The sequence below is a fragment of the Ensifer sp. ENS07 genome (assembly GCF_014852185.1).
In the GTDB taxonomy this organism is placed as follows: domain Bacteria; phylum Pseudomonadota; class Alphaproteobacteria; order Rhizobiales; family Rhizobiaceae; genus Ensifer; species Ensifer adhaerens.
On sequence record NZ_JACVBE010000013.1, the window covers coordinates 37,305 to 61,179 of the forward strand.

Genomic DNA, 23,875 nt, shown 5'->3' on the forward strand with positions numbered 1-23,875 from the left:
AAAGCCGTCTTCAAAAGGCCGCCAGGCCGTATTCAATTGAAGTGTCGGAGGTGGTCGCCGGTTAGAGGCGGCCCTTCCAGGGGATCAGCGCCTTTTCGAGGTAGCGGATCAGAAGATCGAAGGCGAAGGCGAAGATGCCGATGATGAAGATGCCCATGATCACCGTGTCGCTTTCGAGGTTTTCGGCGGCATTCAAAACCATGAAGCCGAGGCCTCGGTTGGCCGCCACCATTTCGGCGGCAACCAGGGTGGTCCAGCCGACGCCGATGCCGATGCGCATGCCGGTGAAGATCTCCGGCAAGGCCGCCTTCATGATCACCTGACTGATGACCTGCCCGCGGGTGGCGCCCATCGCATAGGCAGCGTGGATCTGTTCCGTCGAGACCGAACGCACCCCTGCCCTTGCGGCAATTGCCATCGGCGCAAAGATCGCCAGATAGATCAGGAACACCTTCGGGAACTCACCGATGCCGAGCCAGATGATGACGAGCGGCAGGTAGGCGAGCGGCGGCAACGGCCGGTAGAATTCGATGATCGGATCGAACAGGCCGCGCACGAAGCGATTGACGCCCATGAGCACGCCAATCGGCACGGCGGTCAGCAGCGCCAGCAGGAAAGCGCCGAACACGCGGCCGATACTGGCAAGCGTGTGCTGCATCAGCGTCGAGTTCGAAACACCGTCGGTCATCGCCAGCATGAACTTGTCCCAGACCGCCAGCGGCGACGGCAGGAACAGCGGCTTGACCCAGCCGCCTTCGGTCACGAGGAACCAGAGAGCGACGATGACGACCGTCGTCGAAAAGCTGATGAGGCCGCTGCTGCCTTCACCGGGCGCGCCGAAGATCTTGCCGGCCTTTACGGGCTTGGCGCGTGTCACTCTGTCAAGCATGGGCCACCTCCGGGTTGCCGGACGCACGTTCGTCGCCATAAATGATGCCGAGCACTTCTTCGCGCATGCGGATGAATTCCGGGCTGGATTTGATCGCGCGCGCATTGCCCTCGGCGAGGAACCGCTTGTTGAAATTGAGCTCGTAGGTGTGGGTGATGCGGCCCGGGCGCGGCGACATGACGATCAGCCGCGAGCCGAGGAACAACGCTTCTTCCACACTGTGGGTGATGAAGAAGAACATCTTGTTGGTGAGCTGCCAGACCTTGAGCAGCAGCTCCTGGATGGTCTCGCGTGTCAGCGCGTCGAGTGCTGCCATCGGTTCGTCCATCAGGAGCATCGCGGGATCGCAGGTCAGCGCCCTTGCGATGCCAACACGTTGCTGCATGCCGCCTGAGAGGTGATAGATCATGTGGCGGTGGAAATCCTGAAGGCCGACCAGAGCTAGGTTCTTGGTGGCAAGATCCCGCCGGGTCGCCTTGTCGACGCCGCGCAGCTTGAGGCCGAACTCGGTATTCTCGATGACGTTCAGCCACGGCAGAAGCGCGTGCTTCTGGAAGACGACGCCGCGCTCGGCGCCAGGTCCGTTGACCTGGTGGTTGCCAAGGGTGATGTCGCCTTCCGACGGGGCCATGAAGCCCGCCATCAGGTTGAGCAGCGTCGTCTTTCCGCAGCCCGATGCGCCCAGCGCAACGACGAAGTCTCCGCTGTTGATGGTAAGGTTGACGCCTTTCAAGGCGATGATTGCCTGGTCCGAATAGAGGCCCGGGTAGGTCAGACTGATGTTTCTGACGCTCAATGTTTCCATGAGAAATGCCTCCCTGCACCTCGGTCACGGTCTATGGTGGTGCGCCGGCCGCTCCTCAACGGCCGGGGCAATCGACAGATTAGCCTATTGTGCGGCCGCCTTGGCAAAGTCGGCGTTCACATAAGGCGCGTAGTCGTCGAGCGACTGGCTGATCTGCTTCTGCTCGACGAGGAACTTGGCGCTTTCGGTCAGTGCACGCGTGGCGCCGCCGCCGAGCCAGACCTCGGAGGCCTGCTCATCCGCATTCGGGAACGAAAGCAGGCGCAAGGCTTCGACGGTGCTCGGGCCATCGCCGCCGATCAGCTTGACGATGCCTTCCACTTGCGGCGACTCCTCCGTCCACGCCGCCTTGTTGGCGTTGTAGTCGGCATAAGCGTCTGCCAGAACCTTGGTGAAGGCTTCCATCAGCTTCGGGTTCTCCGAGGCCCAGGCCTTGTCGACCACCAGCCCGTCGAAGGTCGGCACGCTAGCCGCGCCAATCACCTCGGAATCCGAGATCGTCTTGCCGGTCTTCTGGATTTCTGAGAGCGCCGGCGGCCAGACATAGGCCGCGTCTATATCGCCACGCTGCCAGGCGGCAACGATCTGCGGCGGCTTCAGGTTGAGGATTTCCACCTCGCGCGGATCGACGTTCCAGACCTTGTTCATACCGACCAGCAAGTGAAAATGCGACGTCGAGACGAAAGGCACGGCGACCTTCTTGCCCTTGAGATCGGCCGGCGTCTCGATGCCCGAGCCCTCGCGGGCGACCAGCGCTTCCGACTGACCGATATTGTCGAGGATCCAGAAGAGCTGCAGTTCGACGCCGCGCGTCGCGGCAGCCGCAGTACCTGTCGAACCGAGAACGCCGATCGGCACGTCACCGGAGGCAAGCGCCGTAGTGATGTCGCCGGCCGAGCTGAATTGGCGCCAGTCGATCGAATAGCCGGCCTCCTTGGCGGCTGCATCGAAGCGGCCATCGGCGATCGCAGCCACGAACGGGCCAACGATCTGCTGATAGCCGACGACGAGTTTCGTTTCGGCATAAGCGACGCCGGATGCGGCCAGGCTCGCGACAATGCTGGCGGCTGCGGCCAGTCGTCTGAAATGTCCATGTAGCATTTGTCTTCCTCCTCTTTGTTTATTCGCTGACCGTTTCTCCGGTCTTGCTGATGACGATAAGGCCGAGATCCGGCTTGCGTTATATCCAGTCTGGAAGTTGAATAGATCCAGTTTAGCGCCGTCGGGGGAGCAGGCGTCGTGCAGATGAACGTTTCCGAAACCATTTTTTTCATCGATCGCGACAGTGGGATCGGCCTGCAGGCGCAGTTGCGCGAGACGGTCGTTTCGGCCGTGCTCGCCGGAAGGGTGCAGCCGCGCGCGCATCTGCCATCCAGCCGCAAGCTCGCCGACTATCTGCGAATATCGCGCATCACGGTGACACTCGCCTATCAGGAACTGATCAACCAGGGCTATGTCGAGGCGGTCAACCGCAGCTCCTATCGCATCTCCGGCAATCCGCCGGGCATGGATGTGGAAGGGGAGCGCCCATCCGCCGGCTCCAATCCGATCGACTGGAGCCGCAAGATCAAGATGAGCTTTGGCGTCGTGCGCCAGGTCGCCAAGCCGCTGGACTGGCGGCGCTATCCATTCCCCTTCCTCTATGGCCAGATGGACCCGACACTGTTCGATCTCAATGCCTGGCGCGACTGTGCCCGCCGGGCTCTGGCGCGAGAGGATTTCGTGCTGATGGCGAGCGACTTTGCCGCGGCCGACGATGTGCGGCTGGTCAACTACATCTGCTCGCGCACGCTGCCGCGCCGGGGCATCCACGCCACGCCGGACGAAATCCTCGTCACCGTCGGCGCGCAGAATGCGCTCTGGATCGTGACCCGTCTGATCCTGGAGAAGGGCTCCGCCGCCGTCTGCGAAAACCCCTGCCATCCCGATATCAGCGCCTCGCTGCTGTTGAGCGGCGCCGACGTCACCACCGTCGATGTCGATGTCGAGGGCCTGTCACCGGATGCCTTGCCGGAAAACGTCGATGCCGTCTTCGTGACCCCGAGCCACCACTCGCCGACCGGCGCGACTATGCCAGTGGATCGGCGTACGCAACTGCTGCAGGCTGCGGAAGAACGGGATTTCGTCATCGTCGAGGACGATTACGAGTTCGAGATCAGCTACCTCGCTCCGCCTTCCCCGGCGCTGAAGGCGCTCGATCCGTCAGGCCGGGTGCTCTACATCGGCAGCTTCTCGAAATCGCTTTTTCCCGGGCTTCGGCTCGGCTACCTCGTGGCGCCAGCCCCCTTCATTCGCGAGGCGCGTGCGCTTCGCTCGCTGATGTTGCGCCACCCGCCCGGACACCTTCAGCGCACCGCAGCCTATTTCCTGGCGCTCGGCCATTATGACGCCGTGCTCCACCGGATGCGGACCGAATATCACAAGCGCCACGTAATCATGGCCGAGTCACTGCGTAGGGCGAACCTGAAAGTCGCAGGCTCCTCGACCTTCGGCGGCACGTCCTTCTGGATGGAGGGACCGGAAGGGCTCGATGCCGACCGGCTGGTCAGCGAATTGCGGCAGGACGGCGTGCTGGTCGAATCCGGCTCGCCCTTCTTCCCCAGAAGCGACCAGCCCTGCCGCTACTTCCGGATGGGATATTCGTCCATTCCAAGCACAAGCATTGCCGAGGGCGTCGCCCGGGTTCGCGCCCGCATCGACAGTCTTTGCGGCGGCAGCGAGCAGGCCTCCGTGGCGAAGTGACAGGTTGACCGCTTGTGGCTTTCCCTATCGAGCTGGCCGTAGCGTACCTTGGGCTAAGGCGTCCTCTCCATTGCCCACAATGTTGCTCGCGCCTGTGCAGATCAATCGGTCATTTGGATTGTCGCCATAATCGTATTCAAGATTGTCGACAAAGACGTTGACAAATACTTTTGGCGTGCGATGGTGCCGCTTAGCAGCAACGAGCTAGGGAGGAGCAGGTTGATGCAAGGGCTCCAGAAGACCGCGTACTCGCACGACTTTTCGCAATGCCGCACGTACGAGCCCGCACCGCCGGGCCGGCTCGCCTGACATCTCCTCATTCGATCGCCATTGCGGCGTCCAACCACCGACCTCGGGTTTCTGAACCGCCTCCATGAAGCGGCGCAGAGATATGCCCCTGTTCGAGTTGATGCTTGGCGTTGGCCATCGAATGACCGCCGATCGACAACGGGACTTGGTGCTTCAAGCATCGCCAGGAGGCTTTCGCTTGGGTGCATCGCCGTCCAGGAACGCCAGTTGATCAAGATTCCCGCATAGGCCGCCGAAGGTCTTTGCGGTGATCGACACGACCGAGAAGGTCATGCCGCGCAACAGCAGATCACGCCACTGGCCGCCCCTGTCGGGCGGCGAGATGGACGGCCTGTGAGCCGTCCTTGCCTCTTAAATAGAAGCTCCCCGTTCAAGGGGGCCGGTGACCTCAACAAAGGAGAACAGCAGAATGCTCAAGAAACTGATCCTCGCAGCCGCCATGTCGACGGCGCTTTCCGCGGCTGCTCACGCGGAGACGCTCAAATGGGGCTCTTCGCGCGATATCTACTCGCTCGACCCTTATTCCTATGGCGACAGCTACACGCTGTCTTTCCTCAATCACGTCTATGAAGGGCTCGTCCGCTTTGACGCCGACCTGAAGATCGAGCCGGCACTGGCGACCTCCTGGGAAACGGTATCGGACACGGTCTGGCGGTTCCATCTGCGCGAGGACGTCAAGTTCCACAATGGCGCTGATTTCACGGCCGATGACGTGATCGCCTCGCTGACGCGGGTCAGCGATCCGGCATCTCCGCTGCGGGGCAACCTACCGGCATACAAGTCGGCGAAGAAGGTCGACGACCGCACTGTCGATATCGAACTGACCGGCCCCTATCCGCTGCTCTTGAACGACCTGACGAACATCCACATTTTCGACGCCACGTGGCTCGCCGACAACAATTCGCTGAAGCCGACGGATGTCGGCAAGAAGATAGAAGGCTACGCTACCTACCACACCAACGGCACGGGTCCGTTCAAGCTCGAGAGCCGCACGCCCGACAGCAAGACCGTTCTGGTCAAGAACGGCGAGTGGTGGGACCCGGCGAAGTCCAACATCGATCGCATCGAGTTTACGCCGATTGTCTCAGCCGCGACACGCGTGGCGGCACTGTTGTCAGGCGAGATCGACTTCACTGAGAATGCGCCGGCGCAGGATCTTCCGCGCCTTGTCGCGCAGCCGGACCTGAAGGTGATGGAGCGCACCGACCTTCGCACCATCATGATGGGCTTCAACCGCAAACCGAAACTGGCCGACGGCGTCGACAACAAGTTCAACGACCTGCGTGTCCGCCAGGCCGTCGCCCATGCGCTCGACACAGAACTCATCCAGAAGCGGGTCATGCGCGGCAAGTCGAGGACAGCGGGTGCGATCGTTGCGCCGGAAATCCCGGGATATGTCGAAGCACTGGACAAGGTCGTGCCGTACGATCCCGAACTGTCGAAAAAGCTGCTCGCCGAGGCCGGCGCAAGCGATCTCCCCTTCACGCTCGTCTGCACGAACGAGGCCTATGTCAACGAAGAGGAGCTTTGCCAGAGCATCGTCAACATGCTGAGCCGCGCCGGCTTCAAGCCGCAACTCGACATCGGCCCGACGGCGGCACAGGCGCCCAAACGCACGGGCGGTCTGTCGGATGTCTACATCATCGGCTGGGCAAACGAGCCGATGCTCGACAGCTACTCGATCCTGCTTCAGATGATCGAGACGAGGAGCGACAAGGCGGGCGTCTTCAACTGGGGCGGCTGGAGCTATCCTGATATCGACAAGCTGATCATCCAGGCATCGACCGAAATGGATCGGACCAAGCGGCTCGATCTGCAGACCAAGGCACTGCAGATGGTCAAGGACGAGATCATCATGCTGCCGCTGCACCAACAGCCAATGGCTTGGGTGATGAGCAACAAGATCGATAAGGTCGCTCAGCTCGCCGACAACAAGCCGCGCCATTGGCTCACGCATATCGCGGACTAGCCCTGTTGCGGAGCTGGAACGGCGAACGTTCCGGCTCCGACAGGCCGGGACCGGCAGCCCGGACGCTGCCGGCCCCCTTCGTGCTTCTCCGCCTAGATCAGCCAGTCGGCGTCCAGCGCATAGGCCTCGATGGAATCGATCTTCATTTGCGACCCGTCGTCAAAATCGCCATCGGGTGTGCCGGCCATTCCGCCGACCGCGAGATTGACGAGCATGTACATCGGCTCGTGCATGTCCGCGGGGGTATCGGCGCGGGCGATCTCGGTATCGTCGAAGTACCAGACGATCTCGTCTTCCGTCCAAAGCACGCCGTAATCGTGGAACCCGTCGGTATCGGCGACTTGCGCGCCGTCTCTGACGATCGTGTGCTCGCCGCTTTCGTTGGAATGGGCGGTGGTGATGACAGTGTTGGTGTCCTGCCCGCGCATTTCGACGACGTCGAGCTCCGGCGGCCAGGAGCCGTCGGCGGGCAGCAGCCAGAAAGCGGGCCAGGCACCTTGATCGTCCGGCATGTCGGCCCGCATCTCGAAGTAGCCGTAGGTCTGCGCAAAGGACGAATAGGTCGTCAACATCCCGGACGTGTAGTCATAGCCGCCGATCTCGGACTGGATTGCGTCCGGTGCACGCTCTGCGGTGATCGTCAGTACACCATCCTCGACCGAAAACGGGTTAGCCGATGCGGTCGGCCCGTAACTCGGATTGACGTACCATTGCAGCTCACCGTTTTCCGAGAGCGTCGCCCCCTCTTCCGGCGCCCACCAGTATTTGGCATCCCAGATGCCGCCCGTGCCGTCGGTGAGCTGAAGCGTGTCGAAATCGTCCGAGAAGGTCTGCGTCAGGGCGGATCGGTCCAGGCTCAACTGGAACTGGCCCTCCTGCAGTTGGTCGGCTGTCGTATTGGCCAGGACCAGGCTTTCGCCATCGCCGAGATGGAGGCGGAGATCGTCTCCCTGCTGGCCTGCATTCGCCAGCACCTCTTCGAACGAGGTAATGCCGTATCCGTCGAGGCGAATGGTATCGTTGGAGCTGAAGTCGGAGACAAGGTCGCTGCCGTTGCCGTGCTCGAACACGAAGGTATCAGCGCCTCCGGAACCGACCAGCACGTCATTGCCTGCGCGTCCGTCGATGGTCTGGCTGCCGGAGCCACCGGTGATGATGTTGTCGGCGCTGTTGCCGAAGGCGTGTCGACCGTCACCGGTGACGGTCAGGTTTTCGAAGTTCTCCGGTAAGCTGTAGCTCATCCAGGTATCGATCGTGTCTATCCCTTCGCCGGGTGCCTCTTCGGCCCGGTTCGTCGATGAATAGAGATAGTAGACGTCGTCGCCCGTGCCGCCGAACATAGTCACATCGACGGAACCGTCGCCCCAGATCGAATCGTTGCCGGGAGTTCCGTAGAGCGTGGACCCGGATCCGGTTGCGGAAAACCATGCGGTCGAACTTCCGCTGTAATGGAGCGGTTGTCCGAGGGCGTTCATGGCAGTTCTGCTCATCGAGAAGTCTCCTGTTTATTGGAGTGCCCCTTCCCGATGAGCACCTCTAGCATCTCAAGCTGTCGCCCACACCCCCAACATTTGCGGATAATCCGGAGCAGCGGCCTCCCCACAAGGGAGCCGAGCGGACCCAGCCTAGACGTATTTCGACGCGAGAAGTGCTGCGATCTCCGCCTGACAGTTCACGAGCGGACGTGTGTGCTGATTGGCTTTTGCCATCGCCATCGCGCCGGAATAGGCGGCGATGATCAGGGTGGCGAGGCTGTCGGGTTGAATGCCTGCGACGCGCTTCAGGCGGATGTCTTCCTGGAATCGCGCCGCGAGCGCTTCTTCCCAAGCCTCAAAAATTGCACCCAGCGCCTGCTGCATCTCGTCATCATGCCTGGAGACTTCGATCGCCATATTGTTCAGCGGGCAGCCGGAGACGGAGCCGTTTTCGGAGAGCTCGCTGATGATCTCGGTGAAGATCTGATCGATCGCTGTGGGTGTATCGCTAGAGGTACGCAGCGGGTCGATCCACGTTTGCCGCACCGCTACGGCGACGCGGTCGCGGATAACCGCCAATCCAAGTTCCCGTTTGGCCGGAAAGTGATGGGCCATAGCGCCTCCTGAGACGGATGCCTTCGCGCGCAATTCCTGCATTCCCGTCGCGAGATATCCTTGGGTGACAAAGGCCTGGTAGGCCGCATCGACGATCCTGCGGCGCACCGCTTGAGGATCGTTGGTTCTTTTGTGTTCGCTCATGACCGCCGCCTGAAAAATCGTTCGCCATAGTGCCTTGACAAAACAGGTCGATCAACCTGTTATTAGAAACAGGACAATTGACCTGTTTTGGAGGATTCATGGAACCGCACGCCGTTTACGAACTTCGCCGCTACCGACTTCATCCCGGCGGAAGGGATCGCCTGATCGACTTGTTTGACCGCGAATTCGTTGAACCGCAGGAAGCGCTCGGAATGCGTCTTGAAGGCGAATTCCGCGACTGCGACGATCCCGACGCCTTCGTCTGGGTACGTTCCTTTGCCGATATGCCAACGCGAACCGACGCGTTGGCGGCCTTTTATTCGGGCCCGGTTTGGAAGGACCATGGGTCTCGCGCCAACGAGACGATGCTCAACTCGGACAATGTGTTGCTGGTCAAGCCAGTCGCTGGCACGCAGCCGTTTCCTCACAACCTTGCAAGGGAGCAAGAGGCACAATCGACCAGAGGTGTCGTCACCGTGAACCTCTGCTCGCTGGCGCCCGGCACGGAGGACCGTTTCGCTGCATTCTTCATCGCCGAGGCACTGCCGATCCTCGAAGACGCCGGTGCTCGCATCGACGCGGTGTTCGTTACCGAACGCAGCGCAAACGCCTTCCCGAGGCTCCCCGTCCGTGAGGGCGAAACGGTGTTTATCTGGTTTGAAATGCATGAGGACGACGACGGCCTTTCACGGCATCGGGAGCAACTGAACAAGGACGTCAGATGGACCAGTGAGGTCTTTCCTCGAATGGATAGCCAGTGCTGGCGAAGGATCGAGGTTTCTCGGCTGACCCCGACGTCGCGATCGCTTTGCACCTTGTAGCTGGCGCCCATACACGCCGGATCGGTACGAACGCACCCACAGCCGCCAGGAACGCATCCTGGCGGAACCAAACCAGCCTCCAAACGTTGTATTGGGTTAGGGGAGGCACGGAATGAAACACGCGGATGTTCGAACAGTCGCCAACGCCCAGATCAGACATATCTGGGACGTCGCGGATTATTGCCGGCGGACCGGTATTCACAAAACCGAAGAGCAGCGCCTGATCAAGGTGCTCGGTAGACAGGCAACCAGCCACGAGCTCCAGATGAACATCGTGCGCGTTCAGACGCGTATCCGCTGAAGCTTCGACATGGGAATTGCGCGAGCGGTCACCGCGTGATCGGTGGCCGGTTTCGACTTCTTGCCCGTTCAGAAATTCCTAAACGTCTTCGCTACCTTAGTCGACGAACTCGACAATCACGCCAGGCTTGACCATCCCCGCCAACTCCTCCGCATCCCAGTTGGTCAGGCGAACGCATCCGTGCGATCCCGACTTGTCGATCATCGACGGCTCCGGCGTGCCGTGAATTCCGTAGGTGGGCTTCGAGAGATCGATCCAGACCGTGCCGACCGGACCGTTCGGGCCGCCCGGCAAGGTCAAGATCTTTCGGTTGTCGCCCTGCTTGAAGTTGATTTTTGGATTGTAGACATAGGGCGGCATTCGGGCGACGCCTTTGACCTTGTGCGTTCCCGAAGGAGATGGCGTTTCCCGGCTGCCGATCGTTGCCGGATAGGCTGCGATCAGCGTATCGTCGGCGCCAAGTGCCACGATTTGACCGGTGCGCCGGTGCGCTTCAATGCGCTTGACCGTTCCCTGCGTCGGTGGACCTGGGTTCACAACGGAAACCGTGTCACCGACCGAGAACGCCGAAGTCTGATTGAGCGCCTTGAGAAGATCGATATCCATGTGGAAGCGCTCCGCCAGCTTCTCGGCGACGCTCGTGTATCCGAGCTGAGCCATCTTCGCCTGCTCGGAGTAGTCTTCGGGGATCTCAGCGACCAATCCTTGAGCATCGTCCTCGGAGATGACGTAGGGCTCGACCACCGTCGTCTGGTCCGGCAGTCGCCCGATGACGTCGGCGTCCAATGTTCCGTCAGCGGACAGACCTTGCATGGTCTCGAAGGCGGCGATCGCCTTGGCGACATTCTCACCGGCGAAACCGTCGATCACACCGGGCGACGCCCCCGCCCGATCGAGAAGCACCTGGAGCCTGACGATGGCGGGGTCTGGCTTGTCCGAGGTCTCGGTCGTCCGTTCCAACAATGTGGGCGTAATCGATGCACCGTCGATGGCTTCTGGCTGAAGCGTCTGGGCATTGGCCAGCGCGGCGGGGGATAGCAGCATCAGCGCCGCCAATAGAACCTTGGTTTTCATGATCTCTCAATCGATCAGCCCCTGATTTGTTCCCGCCTCGCGGCGCCAAGATGCTGCTTTCTCAGGTGCGAACGGCATTGACCTTGCGGCCTTTTCGCCGCGGCCAATCGGCCCCAGGCCGAGCCTCGATCCGTGGCCCCATAGGCGCACCGACCTCGTGTCAGAGAAAGTCTCTTGACAGAACACGAAAGTCGAAATCTTATTGTAAAGCGTTTTAGTAAATCGGTTTACAACGGCAGGGGATGAAGCCAAGGTGACCACACGACGCGTCACAGGTCTGAAGGATGTAGCCCGAGCTGCCGGCGTTTCCGTGACAACGGTCTCGCGCCTGCTGAACGGATCGCTCGACCTGCCTTCCGAAACGAAGAAGCGGATCTCGGATGCGATCCGCGACCTCAATTACCAGCCCAACCCGCATGCCCGCCGGCTCAGCCGCGGTCGTTCCGATACGATCGGTCTTGTCGTTCCCGATATCGCCAACCCCTTCTTCGCGACGCTCGTGGCAGCCGTCGAAGAAGAGGCGGATACCCGCGGGCTTGCCGTCTCGCTTTACGCCACCCTGAACCGGGCCGGTCGCGAGGTCGCCTATCTCCAGCTGATCGAACGCAATCACGTCGATGGCCTGATCTTCGTCACCAACCACCCGGACGACGGTCAACTCGCCACGTTGATAAACCGCACCGGCAAAGTCGTGATCGCCGACGAAGACGTTCCCGGCGCGCAGGCACCCAAGCTCTTCTGCGATAACGAGCTGGGCGGAGCGCTCGCAGGCCGGCATCTGGCGGAATTCGGGCATAGGGATGTGCTGTTCGTCGGCGGCCCGCAAGCGATGATCAGTTCGCGTCGGCGCTCCAACGGTCTTGAGCGGACGCTGCGCGATGCGTTCGGCGAGGATATCCGTCTTTTAAAATACGCCGGTGACTACACCGTGGCCTTCGGTCGGCAGGCGGCGAAGCGCTTCATCGAGGAAGGTCGCCCGGCAACGGCGATCTTCGCCAGCTCGGACGAAATCGCCATCGGCATGATCGAGGTCTTCCGGGACCAGGGGGTTTCGATCCCGGACGATGTTTCGGTCATCGGCTTTGACGACGTCGGCCCGCTCCATCTTTTCGGTCCGCCTATGACCGCCATTCGCCAGCCGGTCCGCGCGATCGGCGGGCGTGCCCTCTCCCTTCTTCTCGAAACAAACTGGCAGGGCAAACAGGCTCTCGTCGAAGAGCTCCTGCCAGTCGAAATCGTCGTGCGGAAATCCGTTGCTCCGCCTGCGAAACGATAAATCACGCAATGGAGAACCAACAGAGGATGAGAACATGAACTGGAATTTGAAACGCAGGACTTTAGTCGCCACGCTTGGTTTCACGGCATTGACGACCCTCGGCGCTGCTCTCTCGCCGGCCCTTGCCGCCGAAAAGACCTTTGCGCTCGTGCAAATCAACCAGCAGGCGCTTTTCTTCAATCAGATGAACGAAGGCGCGCAGAAGGCGGCTGACGCTGCCGGCGCGAAGCTCGTCATCTTCAATGCCAACAACGACCCGGCCGCGCAGAACAGTGCGATCGAAACCTACATTCAGCAGAAGGTCGATGGCATCGCCGTCGTCGCAATCGACGTCAACGGCATCATGCCGGCGGTCAACCAGGCAGCCGAAGCCGGGATCCCCGTCGTCGCCATCGATGCGATCCTTCCGGAAGGCCCGCAGAAGGCGCAGATCGGCGTCGACAACGCCACGGCCGGCGCCGACATGGGCAAGTTCTTCCTCGACTACATCAAGGCCAACGCCGATGGCAAAGCCAAGATCGGTGTCGTCGGCGCGCTCAACTCCTTCATTCAGAACGTTCGTCAGGAAGGATTTGAAAAGACCATCAAGGATGTCGACGGTATCAGCTCGGCCGGCGTCGTCGATGGACAGAACGTGCAGGACAACGCGCTCGCTGCCGCCGAGAACCTGATTACCGGCAATCCCGACCTGACCGCAATCTATGCGACCGGTGAGCCGGCCCTGATGGGTGCCATCGCCGCGGTCGAAAGCCAGAGCAAGCAGGATAGCGTGAAGGTCTTCGGTTGGGACCTGACGGCCCAGGCGATCGCCGGCATCGACGCCGGCTACGTCACCGCCGTGATTCAGCAGGATCCGGCTGCCATGGGTGCCGCTGCCGTCGACGCCTTGAAGAAGGTCTCCGACGGCGGCAGCGTCGAAAAGACCATCGCCGTGCCGGTAACGATCGTCACCAAGGACAACGTCGAGCCATATCGGGCGATCTTCAAATGATGACGACTGAAAGACAGCATCCTCCCGCTGTCGCTGGTGTCGGGGGGGCTTTGCCCTCCCGCACCGGTGTCAGCCCCCGCGTGTCCCTCAAAGGGATCGTCAAGACGTTCGGATCGCACCAGGCGCTGCGTGGCGTCGACCTCGACATCTATCCCGGCGAGTGCCTTGGCCTCGTCGGCGACAACGCCGCCGGCAAATCGACGCTGACCAAGGTCATCTCGGGCACCTACATTCCCGATGGCGGGACCATTACGCTGGAAGGCGAAGAGGTTCGGTTCTCAGGACCTGCGGACGCCCGTAACCGCAATATCGAAATGGTCTTTCAGGACCTGAGCCTTTGCGACCACATCGATGTGGTCGGCAATCTTTTCCTCGGTCGAGAAATCAGCAAAGGGCCATTCCTCGATACGAGGACCATGCTCGAGGAAGCACGCAAGATGCTCGATGCGCTGGAAATCCGCATTCCGCGTCTGACCGGCAAGGTCGCTCAGCTCTCGGGCGGACAGCGTCAGGCGATCGCGATCGCGCGCGCCGCTTCGTTCAATCCGAAAGTCCTCATCATGGACGAGCCCACCTCGGCGCTCGCCGTGGCGGAGGTCGAAGCCGTGCTCGCGCTGATCAACCGCGTCAAGGCAAAGGGCGTCTCGGTCATCCTGATCACCCACCGTCTCCAGGACCTGTTCCGTGTCTGCGACCGCATTGCCGTGATGTACGAAGGCACCAAGGTCGCCGAGCGCGAAATCGGCAAGACCAACCTGGAAGACCTCGTCAAGCTGATCGTCGGGGAAGGAGCCAAGCAATGACGGCCTATACCGAACGCGCAAAAGGCTCGCCGGCGGCAGACTTCCTTTCGGAAAACGCCCAGGTTCTGTCGATCGCCTTCTTCTTCCTGGCCTGCGTCATCTTTTTCGCGGCCACGACCGATACCTTCATGACGCTCGGCAACATTCTGAACGTCATCCGCCAGGCAGCGCCGATTCTCATCGTCGCGGTCGCCATGACGCTGGTAATCATAACCGGCGGCATCGACCTCTCTGTCGGTTCGCAGGTCGCCCTGGTCAATGCGGTGGCGGCCATTGTCTTGGCCATGGGCTATCCCTGGCCTCTCGTCGTCGTCGCGATGCTCTTCTTCGGCGCCTTTCTCGGCTTCGTGCAGGGATGGTTCACCGCCTATCAGGGTATTCCGGCCTTCATCGTCACGCTTGCCGGCCTGTCGATCCTTCGCGGCTTGGCGCTCTATCTGACGCAAGGGTACTCGATCCCGATCAAGGACGCTCCCGGCTTCTTCATGCTCGGCCGCGGCGAATTGCTGGGCATTCCGATGCCTGCGCTTATCGCGGTTGCGGTCGCGGTCGCCGGCTATGTCGTCATATCCTCGACCAAATACGGCCGCCAGGTCGTCGCCGTCGGGTCCAACATGGAAGCGGCTCGCCGCGTCGGCATGCCGGCGAAATGGGTGATCGCCTCGGTCTATATGATCGCCGGCGTTGCCTGCGCCCTTGCTGGCCTGTTGATCGCCGCGCGCCTCGGCTCCGGCTCCTCGAATGCGGCCGTCGGCTTCGAGCTTCAAGTTATCGCCGCCGTAGTGCTGGGCGGGACATCGCTGATGGGGGGGCGCGGCACGATCCTCGGGACCGTGCTCGGCACGATGACGATTGCGGTCATCGGCAACGGCCTGATCCTCATGCATATCTCGCCGTTCTTCACGCAGATTGTTACCGGCGCGATCATTCTCGTTGCGATCTGGCTCAACACCCGGATCTTCACCGCCAACTTTCGCTTCGGCGGCAAGAGATGACCGTCATGAGCAAGGAGCTGTCAGAAGGACATGTGCGGTCCGGCAAGGTGATGACGGTGAACGGCGCGATCGACGCGGATCAACTCGGCATCACACTGATGCACGAGCATATCCTCAACGATTGCCGCTGCTGGTGGAACGCACCGCAAACGAAGGAGCGTCAGTATCTCGCCGAAGGCTTCGTCTGCATGGAGATCCTCGGCGAACTGCGCCAGGACCCCTTCGTTAACAAGCACAACATTGCGCTCGACGACGAACCCTTGGCTATCGCCGAATTGCAGGCTTTCGCGACCGCAGGCGGCCGTACAGTCGTCGAACCCACCTGCAATGGCATCGGTAGAAACCCGCTCGCCTTACGGCGCATCTCCAAGGCGACGGGTCTCAATATCGTGATGGGGGCCGGATACTATCTTGCCTCCTCGCATCCGGCCGAGGTCGCCGACATGAGCGTCGACCAGATCGCCGACGGCATCGTCCGCGAGGCCATCGACGGTGTTGACGGCACGGGCGTGAAAATCGGACTGATCGGCGAGATCGGCGTCTCCTCCGATTTCACCCCGGCCGAGGAGAAGTCCCTGCGTGGGGCCGCCCGGGCGCAGGTCCGGACCGGTTTGCCGCTGATGGTGCATCTGCCGGGCTGGTCCCGGCTCGGCCATCGGGTGCTCGATGTCGTCGCCGAGGAAGGGGCGGATCTGCGCCACACCGTGCTTTGTCACATGAACCCGTCCCACGACGATTTCGCCTATCAAAGCGAGCTCGCCGAACGCGGTGCGTTCATCGAGTACGACATGATCGGCATGGACTTCTTCTATGCCGATCAACAGGTACAGTGCCCGAGCGACGAAGAGGCAGCACGAGCGATCGCCAGGCTGGTGGACGCCGGCCACATGGACCGCATCCTGCTCTCGCACGATGTGTTCCTGAAGATGATGCTCAGCCACTACGGAGGCAACGGCTATGCCTACGTCCTGCGCCACTTCCTGCCGCGTCTCAAACGACACGGGCTGGAGGACGGCGCGCTCGACAGAATGATGCGGGACAACCCCCGCTCGGTATTCCAAACCGGGGCCTGATATCGGCTCCCAACGCAATTCAAGACAGACGGATTGACCATGACAAAGAAAGTGCTTCTCGTCGGCGAGAGCTGGGTAAGCTCCGCCACCCACTACAAGGGTTTCGACCAGTTCGGCAGCGTGACCTTCCATCTGGGCGCCGAACCGCTCGTCAAGGTGCTCAAGGACAGCGAGTTCGAGCTGACCTACATGACCGCACACGACGCCGTGGACCAGTTCCCCTATGAAATGGCAGGCCTCGACCAATACGATGCGATCATCCTGTCGGATATCGGCGCCAACTCGCTGTTGCTGCCGCCGGCCGTATGGCTGCATTCGCGCACCGTTCCGAACCGATTGAAGCTCATCAAGGCCTGGGTCGAAAAGGGCGGAGCGCTGCTGATGGTCGGCGGCTACTTCTCCTTCCAGGGTATCGACGGTAAGGCGCGCTGGCGCCGCACGGCTGTCGAAGACACGCTTCCGGTGACGTGCCTTCCCTATGACGACCGCGTCGAGATTCCCGAGGGCGCGGTTGCCGACGTCGTCAAGCCGGACCATCCGACCATGGCGGGGCTTTCGGGCAGCTGGCCGTTGCTTCTCGGCGTCAATGAAGTGGAGGTTCGCGATGGAGCCGAGGTCGTCGCCCGGCTCCCGGAAGATCAGGGCGGACACCCGTTGCTCGTCCTTGGCGGCTTCGGCAAGGGGCGCACCGCCGCCTGGACGTCCGATATCGGCCCCCACTGGCTGTCGCCGGCATTCTGCGAGTGGGAAGGCTACGGCCGCCTCTGGAAGAACATCCTTGGGTGGATGACAGAAACGGCGCGCTAACCGCAGCGAGGAGCGCGCGCTGAGGAGAGCCTCAGCGCGCGGCCAGGATCGCTTGCAACTGCTCGATCGACGGAAACGCCGAACGGGTTCCGGGACGGCTGACAGTGATGGCGGCGGCGCGCGTTGCATGTTCGATCGCGGTGCGATCGAGGCGAGTGCCACGAAGTGCGGCGGATGCGAGCGCCACCGCCATGAACGTGTCGCCGGCGCCTGTCGTGTCGACGACGTCGCATTCGACGGCGCCGATCCGGACACTGCTTTCGGCGGTGACGAGCATGGCTCCGTCGCCGCCGAAGGTCAGGACGACCTCGCGAACGCCGGCCGCAAGCAGCTTGCGGGCAGCCTCTTCGCCGCTGGTACCGGTCATTGCCTGCGCCTCACCCTGGTTGAGGAAAGCAATGTCAACCAAGGGCCACAGGGTGCTGAAATAAGGACGCAAGGGAGACGGATTGAAGGCGGTGATCATGTGGCGGGCGCGCGCAGCTTCAAGGACACCGCGCGTCGTTTCGTCCGACAGGTTTCCCTGGAGCACAGCAAGGTCGCCGGGAACCGCGTCGGCCAGCGCTGCCACGGCGTCGGCAAGCGTGAGGTTCTGGGCAGAGTCGGTGGTCGTGATGTTGACGTTTTCTCCATCCGGCGTGGTCAGCACGATCGAGAAGTCGGTGGACTTGCCGAGGACCGGCACAAGTCTGCTGACCACCGGTTCGCTTGCCAGATGCTGGCGGATCATGTCGGCGCGAAAGCCGTCGCCGAAGGCTGCGACAAGGCTCGTCGGCAGGCCGGTGCGGGCCATGACAACAGCCTGGTTCGCGCCCTTGCCACCGAGGTCCCGTGACCGCTGGCTACCGTGGATCGATGCGCCCGCGGCCGGCATTTCCGACACGGCGATGGTCTCGTCCACCGTCACATTACCGATTACGTAAGCGTGCATGAACATACCTTCGAAAGGGAGAGAAATGCAGGAAATATCTGACAAGTCCACAAGCGCCATAAGGGAAATATTTGGGACTGACAAGGTTCTGATCGGCATGATCCATTGCCCGGCCTTCCCCGGTGCGCCGCGCTATCGGGGTGCCGATATGTCTGTTATCTACGATGCCTGCATGCGTGACGCCGAGGCGTTGGTCGAGGGTGGCCTGCATGGCCTGATGATCGAAAATCATGGCGACGTGCCGTTCTCCAAGCCGGAAGATATCGGCCACGAAACGGCAGCCTTCATGTCGGTCGTCACCGACCGGATCGCACGGGCGACAGGTGTGCCGCTCGGCATCAACGTCCTTGCCAATGCGCCGATCCCGGCCTTTGCCATCGCCATGGCGGGCGGCGCCAAGTTCATTCGTGTCAACCAGTGGGCCAACGCCTATGTCGCCAACGAAGGCTTCATGGAGGGGCGGGCCGCAGAAGCGATGCGCTACCGCTCATTGCTGCGTGCCGAGCACATCAAGGTCTTTGCCGACAGCCATGTGAAGCACGGTGCCCACGCCATCGTGGCCGATCGCTCGATCCAGGAACTGACGCGCGACCTCGCCTTCTTCGACGCCGACGGTGTGATCGCCACCGGTCAGCGCACCGGCAATACGGCAACCATCGAGGAGATCGAGGAGATCGGCTCGGCGACGCACCTGCCGCTTCTGGTCGGCTCGGGCGTGACCAAGGACAACATCGTCGAAATCCTCAGGCGCACCAACGGCGTGATCGTCGCCTCGTCTCTGAAGCAAGGCGGGGTCTGGTGGAACCCGGTCGATATCGAGCGGGTTAAGGCTTTCCGTGCCGCTGCCGAACCCGCGCTGGAGGCATGACGATGGCGGCTGAAACGCTTTCGGAACAGATCCTGCGGGAAAACGCCACCGTCTTCGAAGCCATGGTCAACCATCGCTTCGTCGAGGACATCGTGATGGAGCGCCTGTCCCCGCAGGTTTTCGAACGCTATCTCGTCTATGAGGGGGCCTTCGTCGAAACCGCGATCTCGATCTTCGCCTTTGCGGCGGCGAAGGCCGAGACGATCGAACAGAAGCGCTGGTTGATTGCCGTTCTGGATGCGCTCGCCAACCAGCAGATCGCCTACTTCGAACGGATTTTTGCCGAACGCAATATCGATCCCGGCACCTATGATCTCAATGTTGCCGAGGTCGAGGCTTTCCGAACGGGTATGCTGGACATCGCCCGCAACGGCGGTTTCCTCGATACCGTCGCTGCGATGTTTGCGGCCGAGTGGATGTACTGGATCTGGTCGAAAAGGGCCGCCCGTTCATCGTTTGCCGATCCACATTTGAAGGAATGGGTCGAAATGCACGCCGATGATGAGTTTGCGGCTCAGGCGAAGTGGCTGAAGCAAGAACTCGACGTAGCCGGCGACGCGCTCGAGGCTTCCGAGCGCAAACGCCTGAGCGCTATCTTCGGGCGAGCGCAGCAACTGGAAATCGCCTTTCATGACGCAGCCTACGTCTGATCAAGGCGACATTTGGGAACGACCATGACCTCTCGCACCACAGTGGACGGCAAGCGCCTGCTCAAGCGTCTTGATGACTTCGCAAAAATCGGCGGGACGCCGGCCGGGGGCGTCAACCGGCAGGCTTTGTCGGTGGAAGATCGGGGCTCCCGCCGGCTGCTAGCGGAACTCGCGCTTGCGCGCGGTTTCCGCGTCTTCCAGGATCCGATGGCAAACCTGTTCATCCGGCGGGAGGGCCTTTTTCCTCAAAGGCCGCCGTTCGTGATCGGCAGCCACCTCGACAGCCAGCCGACCGGCGGGCGCTTTGACGGAGCGCTCGGCACCCTGGCGGCCTTTGAGGTGATGGAAAGTCTCGAAGATGCCGGCATCGAGACTGATTTTCCGCTTGAGGTCGTTGCCTGGACGAACGAGGAAGGAAGCCGCTTTGCCCCCGGCACGATGGGATCGATGGCTTTTGCCGCCGGTGCCATCCCCGAGGCCTGGTCCGATCTTCGCGGCCGCGACGGAGCCTTGTTCGTCGATGAGTTGGAGGCAACATTGAAAGCCCTGCCGGAAGCCGAAATGCGCCCGCTCGGCTTCCCGGTCACCGGCTACCTTGAGCTTCATATCGAACAGGGCCCGTCGCTCGAACGGGAGAACATACCGGTTGGCATCGTCTATGGCATCCAGGGCACGCGGTGGCTGGAGGTCAGGATCGATGGGCAGGCAGCGCATGCGGGCACGACGGCGCTCGAATTCCGTCGCGACCCGATGGCCGCGGCCGTTACCGCGCTTGAACCACTGTATAGGAGCGCCATGCCGGGCGACCCGCGCGCACGCTTTACCGTCGGCCGCTTCGCAGTCGAACCAGGTTCGGTGAACTCGATTCCGGGGTCGGTCACGTTCACCCTCGATCTGCGCCACCCGGAGACCAACGCCATCGACGACCTGGAAGAGCGGGTCCGGCAGGCATGTGACAACGCCTCCAAGGCGAACGGTTGCCAGAGCACAACGCGGCAAATCTTCGACATGCCGCCGGGCCTCTTTTCAGACGACCTGCTCACCTGCCTCGATCGCGCTGCCGCATCGCTCGGACTGACAACCAGGCGTATGCTCTCCGGCGCCTTCCACGATGCCTTGTTCGTCAGTCGTGTCGCGCCGGCAGCCATGATCTTCGTGCCTTGCCGCGATGGGCTTAGCCACAACGAAGCGGAATATGTCGAGCCCGCGCATTCCATCGAAGGTGCCCGTATGCTGCTTGCCGCGACCCTCGAAGCGTTTGCTGCGAGCGCATAGAGCGCGCGCGGGTGCGGCTCGCCGCCCCTGTAGCCAGCGCAGGCGCGCTTCGGTGTTGCCAGCGGGCATGCGCTCCGAAACTGCTGCATCCGGATGGATCATATTTTTTTCGTCGACGATGGATGAGAAATCGCATCGGCTCCGTATATGCGGGTATGGAATCGAAAAAAGGCGCTTTCGACGTTATTGGGCAGCTGGCCGCGCTGCGGCGCTACGCGCGTTCGCTTGCGCGCAATTCGCCCGACGCAGAAGATCTCGTTCATGATGCTTTGGTGAGAGCCTACGAGCGGCGCTCGACGTTCCGGTCGGGAGCGAACCTTCGAAACTGGCTCTTTGCCATCGTTCGCAACGCCCATATCGACCGCGTACGATCGGTAATATCGCGCGGCCAGCGTGACAGCCAGACGGCGCAGGAAGCCGTATCGTCCTACCCGGCCCACCAGGAACACAGCGTCCGGCTCGCTCAGGTTCGCGAGGCGTTCATGCTGCTGCCGGAGGAGCAGCGCGAAGCCCTACATCTGGTTGCTGTCGAAGATCTCTCCTACCAGGAGGCCGCCGACATACTCGACATCCCCGTCGGGACCTTGATGTCGCGCGTCTCCCGTGCACGAGCAGCGCTCAGAGATTTCGAAAGCGGACGGAGGAAGCCTAACCATCTGAAGCTTGTCGGAGGCGACAATGACTGACGTCGATACGATTACCGATGGCGATCTCGACGCCTACATCGACAATCAGCTCGACGCGACCGGTCGGCTGCGGGTCGAGACCTGGCTTGCCAGGAATCCGGATGCGGCGGCGCGCGTCATGGCCGACCTCGGCATGCGCACCACGCTCAAACTGGCGATGACGTCGGATGTCGTTGCCGGTCGTCCTGAGACGCGCGAGGCGGCCCGGCGCCTTTCTTCTGGGCTTGCGAATGCGCGCGTTTGGAACGCGCTGCAAAAGGTTGCGGCGGTCGGCTTAATGGTGTCGGTTGGGTGGATTGCCCATTCGGCGGTCGGCCCGAGCGAAGTCAATGCCTCGGCCCATCCGCCGGCTTTCGTGGAGCACGCCATCCGCGCCCATCAGACCTCGGTCGTAAGGGCTGGAATGCCGTCGCAGCCTGAGGTTCAGACCTATGACCGGGACGACATTCGTGCCGCGACCGCCATCGTCATGCCGGAGCTCCCGAAGGGCTGGAACGTCGTCGATGTCCAGGTGTTCCCCTCGGAATTCGGACCCAGCGTCGAGATGAGCGTCAAGACCGACGCGGGCACGGTCATTTCACTTTTCGCCGGCAGGCCCGGTCGTTTCGCGGTCGAACCCGTGAAGGACCTCAACCTTTCCAATGCCGAGGCTGCCTGGTGGCAGGTCGGCGAGGTTGCCTATGCCGTCGTTTCAAGCACGCCGGGCATCGGCCTCAGCGACGAGGCCGAGCTTCTCAAGAACTCACTTTACTGAGGAAACCTTCATGTATCAGAACCAGAACCGCTTCGGCGGCATGAGTCAGGCTTCGGCCGCCGCCCTCGACGAGGGCCTTCGCCAGCACATGCTGCGCGTCTTCAACTATATGGGCCTCGGCCTCGTCGTGACGGGCCTTGTCGCCTTCATCGTCGGCACCACGCCGGCGCTTTACGTGCCGATCTTCTCCACGCCGCTGAAATGGGTGGTGATGCTGGCGCCGCTCGCCTTCGTCTTCTTCTTTTCCTTCAAGATGCATTCGATGTCGGCATCCTCGGCACAGATGACCTTCTGGGCCTTCTGCGCCGTTATGGGCCTGTCGCTCGCTTCGGTCTTCCTGGTCTTCACCGGCGCCAGCATCGCCCGCACATTCTTCATCGCCGCTACCATGTTCGGAGCGACGAGCCTCTACGGCTATGTGACGAAACGGGACCTCGCGAAGTTCGGTTCGTTCATGATCATGGGTCTGATCGGCGTGATGATCGCCTCGATCGTCAACATCTTCCTCGGTTCCAGCGCCCTTCAGTTTGCCGTCTCGGTGATCGGCATCGTCGTCTTCGTCGGTCTGACCGCCTGGGACACGCAGAACATCAAGGAGCAGTATGCCGACAACTTCGACCAGGAATCCCAGCAGAAGCTGGCGGTCTTCGGCGCTCTCTCGCTCTACCTGAACTTCGTCAACATCTTCCAGCTGCTGCTGAATTTCACCGGCCAGCGCGAAGAGTAACAGTCGCCGATATCAAGGACATATCTTATGGATCGCAATGATCAACAGGCCATAGACGGCCTGTTCTCCAAGCTCGCCCAGGCGGAGCGCCAATCCGCTCCGCGCGACGCGGAAGCCGACCGCTTCATTCAAGAGCGGATCGGCCAGCAGCCGGGCGCGCCCTATTACATGGCGCAGACGATCGTCGTACAGGAACAGGCACTGGAGGCGGCTCAACGCCGTATCGAAGAACTGGAAGCGCACACCGCACAAAGCCAGCAGCGCGCCGGCTTCTTCTCCTCGATGTTCGGCAGCAACGCTGCCCCTCAGCGCCCGGCGCCACAACAGGCCGGGTATGGCCGTGCGGCCCCGAGCTCGCCATGGGGCAACCAGAGCCAGGCTTACGGCCAGCCGATGCAACAGCGCACCGGCGGCGGCTTCCTCGCGGGCGCCGCGCAGACCGCAATGGGCGTCGCCGGTGGCGTCCTGCTCGGCAATGCGATTGCCGGCATGTTGGGTGGTAACGAGGCCCAGGCCGCTCAACCAGCCGCCCCTGCCCCGGAGCCGGAAGCGCCCGTTGACGACATGGATTTCGGCGGCGCCGAAGATATTTGACGCCGCTTTTGGCTTCCGGGGACCATCCCCTCCCCCGGAAGCCAGCCTTCCCTCAGAGCCAACCCTTTCTCATGATCCCAGCTGCACCAAGCCCACCGCCTGTCCCCCATCCGGTCACGACGACCCGCCACCTTGTCGGTCGCGCAGGATGGGCGGAGTTCGGCTTGCTGTTTGCCGCCCGCTCCATGGCCTATCCGACAAGGCGGACCACGCGGCATGCCTGACGACGCCGACCCTGACCAACGTTCATCAGACCCTACAAGCGCGGCTCCGCTGAAGCGGTTTCGCGGTCACCTACTTT

24 protein-coding genes are annotated in these 23,875 nt (G+C 61.8%); 17 read left to right on the forward strand and 7 right to left on the reverse strand.

Translation table 11 applies throughout. The features are described 5' to 3' along the window. Window positions 1–61: 61 nt before the first annotated feature. The 3 genes from IB277_RS29030 to tauA form a co-directional block, all read right to left on the reverse strand. Window positions 62–889 (reverse strand): ABC transporter permease subunit, encoded by an 828-nt coding sequence (locus IB277_RS29030; protein WP_034790428.1) that lies wholly within the window; start codon window positions 887–889, stop codon window positions 62–64. Beyond that, window positions 882–1,694, reverse strand: coding sequence for a taurine ABC transporter ATP-binding protein (locus IB277_RS29035; protein ID WP_034790429.1), 813 nt, complete (start codon window positions 1,692–1,694; stop codon window positions 882–884). Before IB277_RS29035 ends, IB277_RS29030 begins: the two co-directional genes overlap by 8 nt. Before the next feature lie 84 nt (window positions 1,695–1,778). Then, window positions 1,779–2,795 (reverse strand): taurine ABC transporter substrate-binding protein, encoded by a 1,017-nt coding sequence (gene tauA, locus IB277_RS29040; protein WP_034790430.1) that lies wholly within the window; start codon window positions 2,793–2,795, stop codon window positions 1,779–1,781. 144 nt (window positions 2,796–2,939) lie between these two features. On the opposite strand from tauA, the gene IB277_RS29045 reads away from it, so the two are divergent. Both IB277_RS29045 and IB277_RS29050 read left to right on the forward strand, forming a co-directional pair. Beyond that, window positions 2,940–4,436, forward strand: a complete 1,497-nt coding sequence (locus tag IB277_RS29045; RefSeq protein WP_060521160.1) for a PLP-dependent aminotransferase family protein — start codon at window positions 2,940–2,942, stop codon at window positions 4,434–4,436. 718 nt (window positions 4,437–5,154) lie between these two features. Next, window positions 5,155–6,714, forward strand: coding sequence for an ABC transporter substrate-binding protein (locus IB277_RS29050; protein ID WP_034790432.1), 1,560 nt, complete (start codon window positions 5,155–5,157; stop codon window positions 6,712–6,714). A 92-nt stretch (window positions 6,715–6,806) separates the two neighbouring features. Here the strand turns inward: IB277_RS29050 and IB277_RS29055 are convergent, their stop codons facing one another. Both IB277_RS29055 and IB277_RS29060 read right to left on the reverse strand, forming a co-directional pair. Next, complete coding sequence (locus IB277_RS29055; protein WP_034790436.1) at window positions 6,807–8,204, reverse strand: family 16 glycosylhydrolase; 1,398 nt, start codon at window positions 8,202–8,204, stop codon at window positions 6,807–6,809. A 135-nt stretch (window positions 8,205–8,339) separates the two neighbouring features. Then, window positions 8,340–8,948 carry a TetR/AcrR family transcriptional regulator gene (locus IB277_RS29060; protein ID WP_060521159.1) on the reverse strand — a complete coding sequence of 203 codons (609 nt, stop codon included), beginning with the start codon at window positions 8,946–8,948 and terminating at the stop codon, window positions 8,340–8,342. 98 nt (window positions 8,949–9,046) lie between these two features. On the opposite strand from IB277_RS29060, the gene IB277_RS29065 reads away from it, so the two are divergent. Together IB277_RS29065 and IB277_RS29070 are read left to right on the forward strand one after the other, a co-directional pair. Beyond that, entirely contained in the window at window positions 9,047–9,769 is a 723-nt protein-coding gene (locus IB277_RS29065) for an NIPSNAP family protein (protein WP_034790446.1), read from the forward strand. A 112-nt stretch (window positions 9,770–9,881) separates the two neighbouring features. After that, window positions 9,882–10,070, forward strand: coding sequence for a hypothetical protein (locus IB277_RS29070; protein WP_060521158.1), 189 nt, complete (start codon window positions 9,882–9,884; stop codon window positions 10,068–10,070). 96 nt (window positions 10,071–10,166) lie between these two features. On the opposite strand, the gene IB277_RS29075 is transcribed toward IB277_RS29070, so the two are convergent. Next, window positions 10,167–11,144 carry a L,D-transpeptidase gene (locus IB277_RS29075; RefSeq protein ID WP_060582267.1) on the reverse strand — a complete coding sequence of 326 codons (978 nt, stop codon included), beginning with the start codon at window positions 11,142–11,144 and terminating at the stop codon, window positions 10,167–10,169. A gap of 253 nt (window positions 11,145–11,397) precedes the next feature. Between IB277_RS29075 and IB277_RS29080 the strand changes: the two genes are divergently transcribed. Genes IB277_RS29080 through IB277_RS29105 form a run of 6 tightly spaced genes read left to right on the forward strand, consistent with a single transcriptional unit; the run spans window position 11,398 to window position 17,089 of the window. After that, the gene (locus tag IB277_RS29080; RefSeq protein ID WP_090297342.1) at window positions 11,398–12,420 is read left to right on the forward strand and encodes a LacI family DNA-binding transcriptional regulator; all 1,023 of its coding nucleotides are present in this window, start codon (window positions 11,398–11,400) and stop codon (window positions 12,418–12,420) included. Between the two features lie 34 nt (window positions 12,421–12,454). After that, entirely contained in the window at window positions 12,455–13,411 is a 957-nt protein-coding gene (locus IB277_RS29085; RefSeq protein WP_060521156.1) for a substrate-binding domain-containing protein, read from the forward strand. Next, window positions 13,411–14,214 (forward strand): ATP-binding cassette domain-containing protein, encoded by an 804-nt coding sequence (locus IB277_RS29090; RefSeq protein WP_034790756.1) that lies wholly within the window; start codon window positions 13,411–13,413, stop codon window positions 14,212–14,214. Before IB277_RS29085 ends, IB277_RS29090 begins: the two co-directional genes overlap by 1 nt. Beyond that, window positions 14,211–15,209, forward strand: a complete 999-nt coding sequence (locus tag IB277_RS29095; RefSeq protein ID WP_060521155.1) for an ABC transporter permease — start codon at window positions 14,211–14,213, stop codon at window positions 15,207–15,209. Before IB277_RS29090 ends, IB277_RS29095 begins: the two co-directional genes overlap by 4 nt. Before the next feature lie 5 nt (window positions 15,210–15,214). Next, complete coding sequence (locus tag IB277_RS29100) at window positions 15,215–16,282, forward strand: phosphotriesterase (protein WP_192372243.1); 1,068 nt, start codon at window positions 15,215–15,217, stop codon at window positions 16,280–16,282. Between the two features lie 39 nt (window positions 16,283–16,321). Further along, entirely contained in the window at window positions 16,322–17,089 is a 768-nt protein-coding gene (locus IB277_RS29105; RefSeq protein ID WP_090297339.1) for a glutamine amidotransferase, read from the forward strand. Between the two features lie 31 nt (window positions 17,090–17,120). Here IB277_RS29105 and IB277_RS29110 read toward each other — a convergent pair whose 3' ends face one another. Then, window positions 17,121–18,020, reverse strand: coding sequence for a ribokinase (locus IB277_RS29110; protein ID WP_060610860.1), 900 nt, complete (start codon window positions 18,018–18,020; stop codon window positions 17,121–17,123). A 25-nt stretch (window positions 18,021–18,045) separates the two neighbouring features. Between IB277_RS29110 and IB277_RS29115 the strand changes: the two genes are divergently transcribed. From IB277_RS29115 to IB277_RS29145, 7 genes are all read left to right on the forward strand, one after another. Further along, window positions 18,046–18,888 carry a BtpA/SgcQ family protein gene (locus IB277_RS29115; RefSeq protein WP_060521152.1) on the forward strand — a complete coding sequence of 281 codons (843 nt, stop codon included), beginning with the start codon at window positions 18,046–18,048 and terminating at the stop codon, window positions 18,886–18,888. A gap of 2 nt (window positions 18,889–18,890) precedes the next feature. Continuing rightward, entirely contained in the window at window positions 18,891–19,538 is a 648-nt protein-coding gene (locus IB277_RS29120; RefSeq protein WP_060582269.1) for a TenA family protein, read from the forward strand. Window positions 19,539–19,562: 24 nt separating this feature from the next. Continuing rightward, window positions 19,563–20,813, forward strand: a complete 1,251-nt coding sequence (locus IB277_RS29125; RefSeq protein WP_192372245.1) for a Zn-dependent hydrolase — start codon at window positions 19,563–19,565, stop codon at window positions 20,811–20,813. A gap of 155 nt (window positions 20,814–20,968) precedes the next feature. Continuing rightward, the gene (locus IB277_RS29130; RefSeq protein WP_034790462.1) at window positions 20,969–21,499 is read left to right on the forward strand and encodes a sigma-70 family RNA polymerase sigma factor; all 531 of its coding nucleotides are present in this window, start codon (window positions 20,969–20,971) and stop codon (window positions 21,497–21,499) included. Next, window positions 21,492–22,253, forward strand: a complete 762-nt coding sequence (locus IB277_RS29135) for an anti-sigma factor (RefSeq protein ID WP_060521148.1) — start codon at window positions 21,492–21,494, stop codon at window positions 22,251–22,253. The genes IB277_RS29130 and IB277_RS29135 overlap by 8 nt, the downstream gene beginning before the upstream one ends. A 10-nt stretch (window positions 22,254–22,263) precedes the next feature. Further along, window positions 22,264–22,980, forward strand: coding sequence for a Bax inhibitor-1/YccA family protein (locus tag IB277_RS29140; RefSeq protein WP_034790478.1), 717 nt, complete (start codon window positions 22,264–22,266; stop codon window positions 22,978–22,980). A 27-nt stretch (window positions 22,981–23,007) separates the two neighbouring features. Continuing rightward, the gene (locus tag IB277_RS29145; protein ID WP_089044850.1) at window positions 23,008–23,574 is read left to right on the forward strand and encodes a DUF2076 domain-containing protein; all 567 of its coding nucleotides are present in this window, start codon (window positions 23,008–23,010) and stop codon (window positions 23,572–23,574) included. The last annotated feature ends 301 nt before the right edge of the window (window positions 23,575–23,875 follow it).

What these genes read in the sequence shown, in the direction of transcription:
- IB277_RS29115 (WP_060521152.1), top strand. Translation starts at nt 18,046, where the DNA reads ATGCAGGAAATATCTGACAAGTCCACAAGCGCCATAAGGGAAATATTT.
- IB277_RS29035 (WP_034790429.1), bottom strand. Translation starts at nt 1,694, where the DNA reads ATGGAAACATTGAGCGTCAGAAACATCAGTCTGACCTACCCGGGCCTC.
- tauA (WP_034790430.1), bottom strand. Translation starts at nt 2,795, where the DNA reads ATGCTACATGGACATTTCAGACGACTGGCCGCAGCCGCCAGCATTGTC.
- IB277_RS29090 (WP_034790756.1), top strand. Translation starts at nt 13,411, where the DNA reads ATGACGACTGAAAGACAGCATCCTCCCGCTGTCGCTGGTGTCGGGGGG.
- IB277_RS29050 (WP_034790432.1), top strand. Translation starts at nt 5,155, where the DNA reads ATGCTCAAGAAACTGATCCTCGCAGCCGCCATGTCGACGGCGCTTTCC.
- IB277_RS29045 (WP_060521160.1), top strand. Translation starts at nt 2,940, where the DNA reads ATGAACGTTTCCGAAACCATTTTTTTCATCGATCGCGACAGTGGGATC.
- IB277_RS29120 (WP_060582269.1), top strand. Translation starts at nt 18,891, where the DNA reads ATGGCGGCTGAAACGCTTTCGGAACAGATCCTGCGGGAAAACGCCACC.
- IB277_RS29065 (WP_034790446.1), top strand. Translation starts at nt 9,047, where the DNA reads ATGGAACCGCACGCCGTTTACGAACTTCGCCGCTACCGACTTCATCCC.
- IB277_RS29070 (WP_060521158.1), top strand. Translation starts at nt 9,882, where the DNA reads ATGAAACACGCGGATGTTCGAACAGTCGCCAACGCCCAGATCAGACAT.
- IB277_RS29130 (WP_034790462.1), top strand. Translation starts at nt 20,969, where the DNA reads ATGGAATCGAAAAAAGGCGCTTTCGACGTTATTGGGCAGCTGGCCGCG.
- IB277_RS29085 (WP_060521156.1), top strand. Translation starts at nt 12,455, where the DNA reads ATGAACTGGAATTTGAAACGCAGGACTTTAGTCGCCACGCTTGGTTTC.
- IB277_RS29100 (WP_192372243.1), top strand. Translation starts at nt 15,215, where the DNA reads ATGAGCAAGGAGCTGTCAGAAGGACATGTGCGGTCCGGCAAGGTGATG.
- IB277_RS29030 (WP_034790428.1), bottom strand. Translation starts at nt 889, where the DNA reads ATGCTTGACAGAGTGACACGCGCCAAGCCCGTAAAGGCCGGCAAGATC.
- IB277_RS29140 (WP_034790478.1), top strand. Translation starts at nt 22,264, where the DNA reads ATGTATCAGAACCAGAACCGCTTCGGCGGCATGAGTCAGGCTTCGGCC.
- IB277_RS29105 (WP_090297339.1), top strand. Translation starts at nt 16,322, where the DNA reads ATGACAAAGAAAGTGCTTCTCGTCGGCGAGAGCTGGGTAAGCTCCGCC.
- IB277_RS29075 (WP_060582267.1), bottom strand. Translation starts at nt 11,144, where the DNA reads ATGAAAACCAAGGTTCTATTGGCGGCGCTGATGCTGCTATCCCCCGCC.
- IB277_RS29135 (WP_060521148.1), top strand. Translation starts at nt 21,492, where the DNA reads ATGACTGACGTCGATACGATTACCGATGGCGATCTCGACGCCTACATC.
- IB277_RS29145 (WP_089044850.1), top strand. Translation starts at nt 23,008, where the DNA reads ATGGATCGCAATGATCAACAGGCCATAGACGGCCTGTTCTCCAAGCTC.
- IB277_RS29095 (WP_060521155.1), top strand. Translation starts at nt 14,211, where the DNA reads ATGACGGCCTATACCGAACGCGCAAAAGGCTCGCCGGCGGCAGACTTC.
- IB277_RS29060 (WP_060521159.1), bottom strand. Translation starts at nt 8,948, where the DNA reads ATGAGCGAACACAAAAGAACCAACGATCCTCAAGCGGTGCGCCGCAGG.
- IB277_RS29125 (WP_192372245.1), top strand. Translation starts at nt 19,563, where the DNA reads ATGACCTCTCGCACCACAGTGGACGGCAAGCGCCTGCTCAAGCGTCTT.
- IB277_RS29055 (WP_034790436.1), bottom strand. Translation starts at nt 8,204, where the DNA reads ATGAGCAGAACTGCCATGAACGCCCTCGGACAACCGCTCCATTACAGC.
- IB277_RS29110 (WP_060610860.1), bottom strand. Translation starts at nt 18,020, where the DNA reads ATGCACGCTTACGTAATCGGTAATGTGACGGTGGACGAGACCATCGCC.